The 11,847-nt window shown below is 64.4% G+C and carries 11 protein-coding genes; 8 read left to right on the top strand and 3 right to left on the bottom strand.

What is annotated here, in order from left to right; genetic code table 11:
• Positions 1–453: 453 nt before the first annotated feature.
• The 3 genes from clpB to rluD form a co-directional block, all read right to left on the bottom strand.
• Positions 454–3,018, bottom strand: coding sequence for an ATP-dependent chaperone ClpB (gene clpB, locus B3E94_RS22675; protein ID WP_176513862.1), 2,565 nt, complete (start codon positions 3,016–3,018; stop codon positions 454–456).
• A gap of 230 nt (positions 3,019–3,248) precedes the next feature.
• On the bottom strand, positions 3,249–3,989 hold the full coding sequence (gene pgeF, locus B3E94_RS22670) for a peptidoglycan editing factor PgeF (RefSeq protein WP_286915297.1): 741 nt from the start codon (positions 3,987–3,989) through the stop codon (positions 3,249–3,251).
• Entirely contained in the window at positions 3,986–4,948 is a 963-nt protein-coding gene (rluD, locus tag B3E94_RS22665) for a 23S rRNA pseudouridine(1911/1915/1917) synthase RluD (protein ID WP_176513858.1), read from the bottom strand. The genes pgeF and rluD overlap by 4 nt, the downstream gene beginning before the upstream one ends.
• 147 nt (positions 4,949–5,095) lie before the next feature.
• Between rluD and B3E94_RS22660 the strand changes: the two genes are divergently transcribed.
• From B3E94_RS22660 to B3E94_RS22625, 8 genes are all read left to right on the top strand, one after another.
• Entirely contained in the window at positions 5,096–6,115 is a 1,020-nt protein-coding gene (locus B3E94_RS22660) for an outer membrane protein assembly factor BamD (protein WP_236236421.1), read from the top strand.
• A gap of 93 nt (positions 6,116–6,208) precedes the next feature.
• Positions 6,209–6,436 carry a PP0621 family protein gene (locus B3E94_RS22655; RefSeq protein ID WP_176513854.1) on the top strand — a complete coding sequence of 76 codons (228 nt, stop codon included), beginning with the start codon at positions 6,209–6,211 and terminating at the stop codon, positions 6,434–6,436.
• Positions 6,437–6,678: 242 nt separating this feature from the next.
• On the top strand, positions 6,679–7,443 hold the full coding sequence (locus B3E94_RS22650; protein WP_176513852.1) for a FadR/GntR family transcriptional regulator: 765 nt from the start codon (positions 6,679–6,681) through the stop codon (positions 7,441–7,443).
• 90 nt (positions 7,444–7,533) lie between these two features.
• Positions 7,534–8,736, top strand: a complete 1,203-nt coding sequence (locus B3E94_RS22645) for an ABC transporter substrate-binding protein (protein ID WP_176513850.1) — start codon at positions 7,534–7,536, stop codon at positions 8,734–8,736.
• 65 nt (positions 8,737–8,801) lie between these two features.
• Complete coding sequence (locus tag B3E94_RS22640) at positions 8,802–9,662, top strand: branched-chain amino acid ABC transporter permease (RefSeq protein WP_176513848.1); 861 nt, start codon at positions 8,802–8,804, stop codon at positions 9,660–9,662.
• A 2-nt stretch (positions 9,663–9,664) separates the two neighbouring features.
• Positions 9,665–10,684, top strand: a complete 1,020-nt coding sequence (locus B3E94_RS22635) for a branched-chain amino acid ABC transporter permease (RefSeq protein WP_286915293.1) — start codon at positions 9,665–9,667, stop codon at positions 10,682–10,684.
• Positions 10,684–11,436 carry an ABC transporter ATP-binding protein gene (locus tag B3E94_RS22630; RefSeq protein WP_286915292.1) on the top strand — a complete coding sequence of 251 codons (753 nt, stop codon included), beginning with the start codon at positions 10,684–10,686 and terminating at the stop codon, positions 11,434–11,436. Before B3E94_RS22635 ends, B3E94_RS22630 begins: the two co-directional genes overlap by 1 nt.
• A partial coding sequence (locus B3E94_RS22625) for an ABC transporter ATP-binding protein (RefSeq protein ID WP_286915291.1) occupies positions 11,436–11,847 on the top strand: 412 nt, incomplete at its 3' end. The genes B3E94_RS22630 and B3E94_RS22625, both read left to right, overlap by 1 nt.

The following is an 11,847-nucleotide window of genomic DNA, read 5'->3' as shown; positions in this document are numbered from 1 at the left end:
GGAACTGAACTTCGGTACAACTTCGAAGGCTGTGTTAGCTTCGAACTCTTTAGCTTCTTCGCTTTCGCTTTGTCGCTGCTGAGGCCGGCTATTCTACATTCTTCGTTTTGCTTGTCAACCCCTTTTTTTCATTCAACTTACTGATTTGTAAGTTGTTTTGCGATCACCGTTGTTGCTGGTGTTTCGCTTAGTGGCTGACAACGCGGCGTATATTAGGGGCACTCGATTTTAGATGCAAGCAAAAATTTCAAAATTTTCAGCAAGTTATCAAAAAAGGTTGGGAGGCCCAGGTTTTGCGGGGTTTGGGCGGGCCTCTTCGCGGGGCAAGCCCGCTCCCACAGGTGCTCAAAGCCGCATTGTACCTGTGGGAGCGGCCTTGCCCCGCGAAGAGGCCGGTACTGAAAACACAAAAAAAGCCCCGCAGAAGCGGGGCTAGTTTTTCAAGCAGCGTTATCAGGCAAACACGATGTCCTCGCCTTGCACCGTGGCAGTGATCGCCGAACCCGGCAGGAACTTGCCAGACAGGATCAGTTGCGCCAACGGGTTCTCGATCCAGCGCTGGATTGCCCGCTTCAGCGGCCGTGCGCCGTACACCGGGTCGTAACCTACGGCAATCAGCTTGTCCAACGCCTCCGGGCTCAGGCTCAGCGACAGTTCGCGCTCCAGCAAACGGCTGCGCAGGCGGCCCAGCTGGATCTCGGTGATACCCGCGATCTGCTCGCGGCCCAGTGGCTCGAACACCACCACTTCGTCGATACGGTTGATGAACTCCGGACGGAAGTGCGCACCCACCGCATCCATCACCGCCGCACGCTGTGCCTCGCGGTCGCCTGCCAGTTCCTGGATCTGCGCCGAGCCCAGGTTGGAGGTCATCACGATCACCGTGTTGCGGAAGTCCACCGTGCGCCCGTGGCTGTCGGTCAGGCGGCCGTCTTCCAGCACCTGCAGCAGCACGTTGAACACATCCGGGTGGGCTTTTTCCACCTCGTCCAGCAGCACCACCGAGTAAGGCTTGCGCCGTACCGCTTCGGTCAGGTAACCGCCCTCTTCATAACCTACATACCCTGGTGGGGCGCCGATCAGGCGAGCCACGGAGTGCTTCTCCATGAACTCGGACATGTCGATGCGCACCATGGCCTCTTCGGTGTCGAACAGGAACTCGGCCAGCGCCTTGCACAGCTCGGTCTTGCCCACCCCGGTCGGGCCGAGGAACAGGAACGAGCCACTGGGCCGGTTCGGGTCGGACAGGCCGGCACGCGAACGGCGCACGGCGTTGGCCACGGCAGTCACGGCTTCGTTCTGGCCGATCACGCGCTGGTGCAGCAGGTCTTCCATCTTCAGCAGCTTCTCGCGCTCGCCTTCGAGCATCTTGGCCACTGGGATGCCGGTCCATTTGGAAACCACTTCGGCAATTTCTTCCTCGGTCACCTTGTTGCGCAGCAGCTGGTTTTCCGTCTTGCCGTGCTGGTCGACCATCTGCAGGCTGCGCTCCAGGTCCGGGATCACCCCGTACTGCAGCTCGGCCATGCGGTTCAGGTCGCCTTTGCGGCGGGCGGCGTCCAGCTCCTGGCGGGCCTGCTCGATCTTTTGCTGGATCTGCGCCGAGCCCTGCACTTCGGCTTTCTCCGAGGCCCAGATTTCTTCCAGGTCGGAGTATTCACGCTCGAGCCGCTCGATTTCCTCGGTGAGCTTCTCCAGGCGTTTTTTCGCGGCCTCGTCTTCTTCCTTCTTCAGCGCCTGGGATTCCACCTTCAGCTGAATCAGGCGACGGTCGAGGCGGTCGAGCACTTCCGGCTTGGAGTCGATCTCCATGCGGATGCGGCTGGCCGCTTCGTCGATCAGGTCGATGGCCTTGTCCGGCAGCTGGCGGTCGGTGATGTAGCGATGGCTGAGCTTGGCCGCAGCAATGATCGCGCCGTCGGTGATGGCCACCTTGTGGTGCACTTCATAGCGCTCTTTAAGGCCACGCAGGATGGCGATGGTGTCTTCCTCGCTCGGCTCTTCCACCAGCACCTTCTGGAAGCGGCGCTCCAGCGCTGCGTCCTTCTCGATGAACTGGCGGTACTCGTTGAGCGTGGTGGCACCGACGCAGTGCAGCTCGCCACGGGCCAGGGCCGGCTTGAGCATGTTGCCGGCGTCCATGGCGCCCTCGCCTTTACCGGCGCCGACCATGGTGTGCAGTTCGTCGATGAACAGGATGATCTGGCCTTCCTGCTTGGACAGCTCGTTGAGCAAGCCTTTGAGGCGCTCTTCGAACTCGCCGCGGTACTTGGCACCGGCGATCAGCGCACCCATGTCCAGCGCCAGCAGGCGCTTGCCCTTGAGGCCGTCGGGTACTTCGCCGTTGATGATGCGCTGGGCCAGGCCCTCGGCGATGGCGGTCTTGCCCACGCCGGGCTCACCGATCAACACCGGGTTGTTCTTGGTACGGCGCTGCAGCACCTGCACGGTGCGGCGGATTTCGTCGTCACGGCCGATCACCGGGTCCAGCTTGCCCTCTTCGGCGCGCTTGGTCAGGTCGACGGTGTACTTGTCCAGCGCCTGGCGCGATTCCTCGGCGTTGGCGTCATTTACCGCCGCGCCGCCGCGCAGGTTGTTGATGGCGTTTTCCAGGGCCTTCTTGGTCACGCCCTGGCTCAGCAGCAGTTTGCCGAGCTTGCTGTTTTCATCCATGGCAGCCAGCACCACCAGTTCGCTGGAGATGAACTGGTCGCCCTTCTGCTGGGCCAGGCGGTCGGCCTGGTTGAGCAGGCGCGCCAGGTCCTGCGACATGTTCACGTCGCCGGTGGGGTTCTGGATTTTCGGTAGTTGGTCCAGTTCTTTGACCAATGCCTGGCGCAGGCCGTTGATGTCGAAACCGACTTGCATCAACAGGGGCTTGATGGAGCCACCCTGCTGCTCGATCAGCGCCTGCAGCAGGTGCACCGGTTCGATGGCTGGGTGGTCCATGCCAACGGCCAGGGATTGGGCATCGGATATTGCAAGTTGCAGCTTGCTGGTCAAACGGTCTATTCGCATGGGGATACCTTCCTGTAAGGGCAGGTCGGAGCGATGGACAGCACCTTTAATGAAGAAACCTGCCTGAGATGACCTTATAGATAAGGTTGATTCTGGAAGATTCAAGCGTAGCGGGGTTGACTGGGGTCAGCTTGATGGATTAGTGGGGCCCAATCGCCGGCAAGCCGGCTCCCACAAGAAGCTATGGGGTACCTGTGGGAGCCGGCTTGCCGGCGATTGGCCGGTACTGGCTAGCGAGGATCCAGCCAGACAAGCGAAGCAAAACGCCCGCCCTGCGGAGTACGGCGATAGGAAAAGAACCGTTCATCCGAAACCGTGCAATAACCACCACCATAAACGGCAGTCACTCCACACGCCGCCAGGCGAATGCGCGCCAGCTCATAGATGTCGGCCATCAGCTTGCCCGGCCGCTCGCCGTCGACAAACGCCCTGGCTGCCTCAGGGTGCACCGCTGTGAAGGCATCGCGCACTTCCAGCCCCACCTCGAACGCCTGCGGGCCAATGGCCGGGCCCAGCCAGACCAGCACCTCTTCAGGCGCCACGCCCAGGCGATCGAAGGTGGCTTCCAGCACGCCACCGGCCAACCCGCGCCAGCCGGCATGGGCAGCTGCCACGCGGGTACCGGCGCGGTCGCAGAACAGCGCAGGCAGGCAATCGGCAGTCATCACGGTACAGGCAATGCCAGGCTGGTCGGTCCAGCTGGCATCGGCTTCGGCCACTACGGCAGGGTTGGCGTCCGCCACCACCAGCCCATGCACCTGCTTGAGCCAGGCGGGCTGGATGGCGAACTCGCCGCTCAGGCGCTGGCGGTTCTCGGCGACCGCGGCCGGGTCATCGCCCACGTGGTCGCCGAGGTTGAAGGTTTCGTAGGGCGGCAGGCTGATGCCGCCCTGGCGGGTGGTGACACAGGCGCGTACCGAGGCCGGGGCCGGCCAGTCGGGGAACAGCAGCGACTGCGCCAGGCCACTCATCCGATAAACGCCTCGCGGTCCTGGTTCAGCAGCGACAGCAGCCAGGTGAAGTCGTCCGGCAGGGGCGAGGCCCATTCCATGCGTTCACCGGTGGTCGGGTGGTCCAGTGCCAGGAAGCGCGCGTGCAGTGCCTGGCGCGGGAAGTTCTTCACCGCCTCGACCATGGCCACGCTGGCCGCTGGCGGAATGCGGAAGCGCACGCCGTATGTCTGGTCGCCGACCAGCGGATACCCCACATGCGCCATGTGCACACGAATCTGGTGGGTACGCCCGGTTTCCAGCTTCACCCGCACATGGGTGTGCGAACGGAAGCGCTTGAGCACGCGGTAGTGGCTGACCGCAGGCTTGCCACCTTCAGTCACCGCCATGCGCTGGCGCACGCCACCGTGACGGCCGATCGGGGCATCGATCTTGCCCCCGGCGATCACCACGCCCACCACGATGCACTCGTAGATCCGGCTGACCGTGCGGCTTTGCAGCTGCTCGACCAGCTTGGTCTGCGCCTGCAGGGTCTTGGCCACCACCATCAGGCCGGTGGTGTCCTTGTCCAGGCGGTGGACAATGCCCGCGCGCGGCACGTTGATGATATCCGGCACATGGTGCAGCAGCGCGTTGAGCAGGGTGCCGCTGGCATGCCCGGCAGCCGGGTGCACGACCAGGCCGGCCGGCTTGTTGATCACCATGATCTGGTCGTCTTCGTAGACGATGTCCAGCTCGATGTCTTCGGCCACCCACTCGCCCTGGGCCTCTTGTTCGGCCTGCAGAACGAGCAGCGAGCCGCCATGGACGGTATCTCGAGGGCGCACGACCGCGCCATCGACCGTCAGGCGGCCCTCTTTGATCCACGAAGTAAGCCGCGAACGCGAGTACTCGGCGAACAATTGGGCGGCGACCTGGTCGAGGCGTTGACCGCCCAGTTCGGACGGTACCTCTGCGCTAAGTTGAATGATCTCGGACATGCTCGATTCGGCGGGCGTACAGCCTTTGGTTTCGGCTGCACGCTTGTGGTTAAATACGGCTTCTTTTGTCCCGGGGTTGGCCGGGGCGCTCATCATAACAGGACGGCACCGCCCAAGACAGCGGCCGTCAAAGGGACGCAAGCCGCCATGCAAGTGAAACACCTGCTGCTGATCGCCATCCTCGGGCTCACCGCGGCCTGTTCCTCCAATAAGGAAGTCATCGACGAGAACCTCAGCGAGGCCGAGCTGTACCAGCAGGCCCAGGCTGACCTGGACAATTCCAGCTACACCAGTGCGGTGAACAAGCTGAAGGCCCTGGAGTCGCGCTACCCGTTCGGCCGCTACGCCGACCAGGCGCAACTCGAGCTGATCTACGCCAACTACAAGAACTCCGAGCCCGAGGCTGCCAAGTCGGCTGCCGAGCGCTTCATCCGCCTGCACCCGCAGCACCCGAACGTCGACTACGCCTACTACCTCAAGGGCCTGACCTCGTTCGACCAGGACCGTGGCCTGCTGGCGCGCTTCCTGCCGCTGGACATGACCAAGCGTGACCCAGGTGCCGCCCGCGACTCGTACAACGAGTTCGCCCAGCTCACCAGCCGCTTCCCCAACAGCCGCTACGCGCCCGATGCCAAGCAGCGCATGATCTACCTGCGCAACCTGCTGGCCGCCTACGAAATCCACGTGGCCGACTACTACCTGGGCCGCCAGGCCTACGTTGCCGCCGCCAACCGTGGCCGCTACGTGGTCGAGAACTTCCAGGAAACCCCATCGGTCGGCGACGGCCTGGCAGTGATGGTCGAGTCCTACCAGAAGATGCACCTGGACGAGCTGGCCAACACCAGCCTGGAAACCCTCAAGCTCAACTACCCCGACCACCCGAGCCTGGTCGATGGCCAGTTCCAGCCCAAGCAGACCGAGTCCGATGGCCGCAGCTGGCTGTCCAAGGCCACCCTGGGCCTGATCGAAACCGACGCACCGCTGCCGCCGGGCGAAACCCGCGCCAACCAGGACGTGGTCAAGCAGTTCCAGGACGCCCGCTCGGAAATGCCTGAAGCGCTGCTGCCCAAGGACGAGAATGGCGACCCGATCCTGCCGGCCGGCCCGAAAGAGGCCGAGAAGGACCGTTCGTGGTTCAGCTACATGACCTTCGGCCTGTTCGACTGAGCCACTCGTCACTAGAAAGGGAGGCCCAAGGCCTCCCTTTTTTATTGGCGGCGTCCTAGACTGACGCCTTCATCACTCGACAAGCTGGACACCATGGTTCGCCTACTTTTCTGGATCGCCCTGATCGCCGCCGCGTTCTGGCTGTGGCGCAAGTTCAAGATCAGCCAGCAGTCGCACGCCGAGCCCAAACTCGACGCGCCCTTGCAGATGGTGCGCTGCGCCCATTGCGGCGTGCACCTGCCCAATGACCGGGCGCTGCACCGCGGTAACGAGTGGTACTGCAGCCCCGCGCACCTTGAGCAAGGGCCCGGGCGCCACTAAGCCTCCCCTCACTCGCTGTAGGAGCGGCCTCGTGTCGCGAAAGGGCTGCGTAGCAGCCCCAGGATTTAGCGGTAGTGCACAGATCCTGGGGCTGCTACGCAGCCCTTTCGCGACACAAGGCCGCTCCTACACGTTTGCGACCTAACCGTTCCATTTACGACCCCTCCCCCGCGCCAGCATTGACCCACCCCGGCAAAATTCGCTAAATCCTATTTATCCGCATAAATATGAAAAATAGCGAAATGCTCAAACCCAAACGCAAGCGCCAGAAGCTTTCAGACATGATCGTCGAGTCGGTCAAGCGCTCGATCGTCACCGAAGCCTTGCACCCCGGCGACCGCCTGCCCACCGAGCGCGAGCTGATGGAGCACTTCGAATGCTCCAAGGGCACCGCCCGCGAGGCGCTCAAGGCCCTGGAAGTCGAAGGCCTGGTCAGTACCCGCACCGGCCCCAGCGGCGGCGCCTACCTCGCCGAAGTCGGCACGGAACCGGCCAGCCGCGCACTGCGCAACTACCTGCACTTCCAGCACCTGGACGGCGAGCAGGTATACCAGCTGCGCAAGGTCATCGAAGTGGAGCTGGCGGTATCGGTCATGGGCCAGCTCAGCGAGGCGGACTACGCCGCGCTGCAGGCCAACATCGACTTCTGCAGCACCCCGGAAGACAGCGAGCAAGGCCAGCGCGAGCAGCGCCTGGCGGAGCTGGAGTTCCATACCCTGCTGGCGCACCGCTGCCCCAACCCGCTGCTGCGCTTCATGGCGGTGTTCCTCAACGACCTGCTGCGCGACCTGGTGGTGCTGAAAAAGGCCTACCTGCCCAAGCGCCAGCAGTTCGCCGCCGCCAACATCGACTACCACAAGCAACTGATGCTGGCCCTGCGCGCCAGCGACGAGCCCGCTGTACGCCGGCTGATGCACGAGCACATGTGCGACGCCGAGCACCACATGACCGCCCTTGAAGGCGAGGTCGCCCGCCACTTCCTGCTGGAGTTCGAACACAACCACTGATCCGCCTGTACAGAGGCCTGCACACAGGCCCGGCCGTACCCGCTTTGTCATTGCCACTCCTGCCTAATAACCACAACCAAGGAGTTACCCATGCAAAGACGTACCCTGCTCAAGGCAGGCCTTGCCCTGGGTGCCTTAGGTAGCCTCCCCTTCGGAGCGCACCGGGCATTCGCCAACGAACCGCTGACCTTCTACGGGCTCAAGTCCATGTCCGGTGCCTTCGCCAGCTATGGCAAGTACGCCGACATGGGCTCGCGCCTGGCCATCGCCGAATACCCACAGCTGCTCGGCCGCCCGCTCAAGTACAAAGTCATCGACACCGAAGGCAACGCCGGCAAGGCGGTGCGCAAGGTACAGGAAGCCATTGGCCAGGATGGCGCGCGCTTCTTCCAGGGCTGCACCCTGTCGTCCTCGGCGCTGGCGGTGTCGAAGGAAATCCACAAAGCCGGCGGCGTGTTCATGACCCCGGTCGGCGCCGACGAAATCACCGGCAAGGACTGCAACGCCTCGACCTTCCGCTGGTCGGTACCCACCTACGGCGCCATCCGCGAGACCCTGGTGCCGATGATTCGCCAACTGCCCCAGGCCAAGCGCTGGTACACCATCACCCCGCAATACGTATTCGGCGACGCCCTGCTGGACAACGCGCGCAAGGTGTTCGCCGAGTTCGGCGTGGAGCACATCGGCAACAGCTACCACTCGCTGCAGGAGCAGGAGTTCTCCGGCTACCTGACCAACGCCATCGCCGCCAAGCCCGACGTGCTGGTGCTGCTCAACTTCGGCAGCCAGTCGTCCAACGCCCTGCGCCAGGCGGTGAACTTCGGCATCAAGGAGCGCATGAAAGTGCTGCTGGTGTGGTCGGCCGGGCTCGACCAGTTCCAGGAGCTGGGCAGCGACGTGCTCGAAGGCGTGTACCTGGGCGCGCAGTACTGGCACCAGGTCGACACGCCGCTTAACAAGCAGCTGGTGGCGGCCACCCGCAAGGCCTACGGCATCAACCCCAACTACCCGCTGGCGGCCGACTACATCGGCACCAAGGTCATGCTCGAGGCCATCGGCAAGGCTGGCAGCTTCGAGGGCGCCGCCGTTTCCGCCGCCTTGCAGGGCATGCACTTCCAGGGCCCGACCGGCGATGAGCTGATCCGCCCCGGCGACCACCAGGTGATGAAGGATTACTACCTGCTGCGCGGCAAGCCCCAGGGGCAGATGCGCGACGAGGACGACCTGGCCGAAGTGATCAGCGCCGGCCGCTCGTTCGTCGAGGTCGACCACACCGGTTGCGCCCTGGCCTGAAGCCGCGGCGTTAGTCATACACACCCGTACAGGCAGCCGCACCGCGCGCTGTCGAGGGCACGCTCATGCTCGATTTGTACCTGTTCCAACTGCTCAACGGCCTGGGGCTGGGGATGATCTACTTCCTCATCGCCGTGGGCCTGACGATCATTTTCGGCCTGCTCAACTTCGTCAACTTCGCCCATGGCGCGTTCTTTTTGCTCGGCGCCTACCTGTGCTACACCGCCGTGGCCATCACCGGCAACTTCTGGCTGGCACTGCTGATCGCGCCGCTGGCCGTGGCGGCGCTGGCCTGGGCGGTGGAGCGCCTGTTGATCAAGCGCATCTACCACCTGCCGCACACCTTCCAGATCCTCGTCACCCTGGGCATAGCGCTGATCATCCAGGAGGCCTCGGTGCTGATCTGGGGCCCGGTGGGCAAGAACATCGCCGTGCCGCCCGAGCTGCGCGGGGTGCTGATCATCGGCGACTTCATCTACCCCTACTACCGGCTGTTCCTGATCGGCTTCGCCGCGCTGATCGGCGTGGGCCTGTGGCTGCTGCTCGAGCGCACCCGCTTCGGCGCCCTGGTGCGTGCCGGCAGTGAAAGCACCGAAACCGTGTCGCTGCTGGGCACCAACATCTTCCGCCTGTTCTCCCTGACCTTCGCCCTGGGCGTGGGCCTGGCCGGAGTCGCCGGGGTGCTGTTCGCCCCGCTGCGCGGCGCCCAGCCGTTCGTCGGCCCGGAAATCCTCGGCATCGCCTTCGTGGTGGTGGTGATCGGCGGCATGGGCTCGTTCGGTGGCGCCCTGGTGGGTGGCCTGCTGGTGGGCGTGGTGCAAAGCATGATGACCAGCCTCTGGCCGCAAGGCGCCAGCCTGATGATCTACGGCGCCATGGCGGCGGTGATCCTGGTACGTCCCTACGGCCTGTTCGGGAGAGCATGACAATGAGCGAGAAAAATCCATTGCCCGTGGCCAAGGGCCGCGCGCCAGCCCTGCTGTTGCTGGTGGTCGCCAGCCTGGTGGCGCTGCCGCTGGTGCTGCCGTCGGCCACCCTGGCCACCGAGATCCTGATCTTTGCCCTGGCGGCGCTGGCCTGCAACCTGCTGCTGGGCTACACCGGCCTGCTGTCGTTCGGCCAGGGCATCTTCTTCGGCGTGGGCGCCTATGGCGCGGCGCTGCTGATGATCCACCTCAAATGGGGGATGTTCGGCGCGTTGCTCGGCGCAGCAGTGTTCGGCGCCTTCCTCGCCCTGCTGGTGGGGGCCTTGGCGATCCGCCGCAAGGGCATCTACTTCGTCATGCTGACCCTGGCCTTCAGCCAGATGGCCTACTTCCTGGCTTACACCCTGAGCGGCTGGACCGGCGGTGACAACGGCCTGCTCGACGTGCCGCGGCCGAACATCGAGATCGCCGGCCACGTGCTGGTCGACCTGGGCGACCCTCGGCACTTCTACGTGTTCGTCGCGGTGCTGTTCCTGCTGATCTTCGCCGGCGCCCTGCGGGTGATCCGCTCGCCATTCGGCAGCACCCTGTTGGCCATTCGCGAGAACGAAACCCGCGCCGCCGCCATCGGCTACGACACCCGCCACTTCAAGATCCTGGTGTTCATGCTGTCCGGCGCCATCACCGGTATCGCCGGGGCGCTCTACGCGATGCTGCTGCACTTCGCGCCGCTGTCGAACATCGACCTGATGATGAGCGAGAACATCCTGATCATGACCATCGTCGGCGGCACCGGCTCGCTGTTCGGCTCGTTGCTCGGGGCCGGCGCCATCGTGGTGCTGGGCGATGTGCTGTCGGAGCTGTGGCCACGCTGGCTGATGCTGCTGGGGGCGATCCTGATCCTGGTGGTGGTGTTCATGCGCGGTGGCCTGTGGGGCGGCCTGGCCGACCTGGGCAAACGCCTGCAACCCTCGCGCCGGGCCGCCGCCAAGGCGCCCGCCAAGAGCAAGGAGACCCTGTGATGAGCGACTACCTCCTGCAAACCCACAATCTCGAACTGGCCTACGGGCCGTTCAAGGCCGTGGCCGGCGTCGACCTGAACGTGCGCGCCGGCACCATCCACACGGTCATCGGCCCCAACGGCGCCGGCAAGACCAGCCTGTTCCACTGCCTGACCGGTGAACGCCAGGCCACCGCCGGCAAGATCCTGCTCAACGGCCAGGACATCATCCGCAAGCCGTCCCACGGCCGGGTGGCGCTGGGCATGGCCCGCTCGTTCCAGCTCACCAGCCTGTTCCAGAACCTCTCGGTGCGCGAGAACCTGCGCCTGGCCGCCCAGGGCCGCGACGGCCTGGGCGCGCTGAACTTCTGGCGCAGCGTGGAGCACAAGCGCAGCCACTGGGACACCGCCGACCAGGTGCTCGAACGCCTGAAACTGACTGCCCGCGCCGACACCCTGGCCGGCGAGCTGTCGCACGGCCAGCAACGGGTGCTGGAGGTGGGCATGTCGATCTGCGCCAAGCCCACCTTGCTGATGCTCGACGAACCCACCTCGGGCATGGGCATCGACGACATCCCGGTGATGACCGCGCTGATCAGCGACCTGGGCCGCGACCACACGGTGCTGCTGATCGAGCACAACATGAGCATCGTCATGTCGATCAGCCAGCGCATCACCGTCATGAGCCACGGCCAGATCCTGGTCGAGGGCACCCCGGAACAGGTGCGCAACGACGAGCGCGTGCGCACCGCCTACCTTGGAGAGGCCGCCTGATGCTCAACGTCGAATCGATCCATTCCTACTACGACAAGAGCCATGTGCTCGAAGGGGTTTCGCTGCAGGTGGGCGATGGCGAGCTGGTGACCCTGCTGGGGCGCAACGGCGCCGGCAAGACCACCACCCTGCGCAGCATCCTCGGCATCGTCCGGCCGCGCCAGGGGCAGATCAGCTTCAACGGCCAGCAGCTGGTCGGCCGCGAGATCTTCGATATCGCCCGCCAAGGCATCGCCCTGGTGCCCGAGCATCGCGGCATCTTTCGCCAGCTCAGTGTCGAGGAAAACCTGAAGATTGCCGTGCGCAAGGACAGCCGCTGGCAGCTGGAAGATGTGTACGGCATGTTCCCGCGTCTCAAAGAGCGCCGGCGCAACGGCGGCTTCGCCCTCTCCGGTGGCGAGCAGCAGATGC

It is taken from the genome of Pseudomonas sp. UBA6315 (assembly GCF_002438125.1).
Taxonomy (GTDB): Bacteria; Pseudomonadota; Gammaproteobacteria; order Pseudomonadales; family Pseudomonadaceae; genus Aquipseudomonas; species Aquipseudomonas faucium.
Note: the sequence above shows the minus strand (reverse complement) of the source record. Positions and strands in the feature narration are given on the sequence as shown.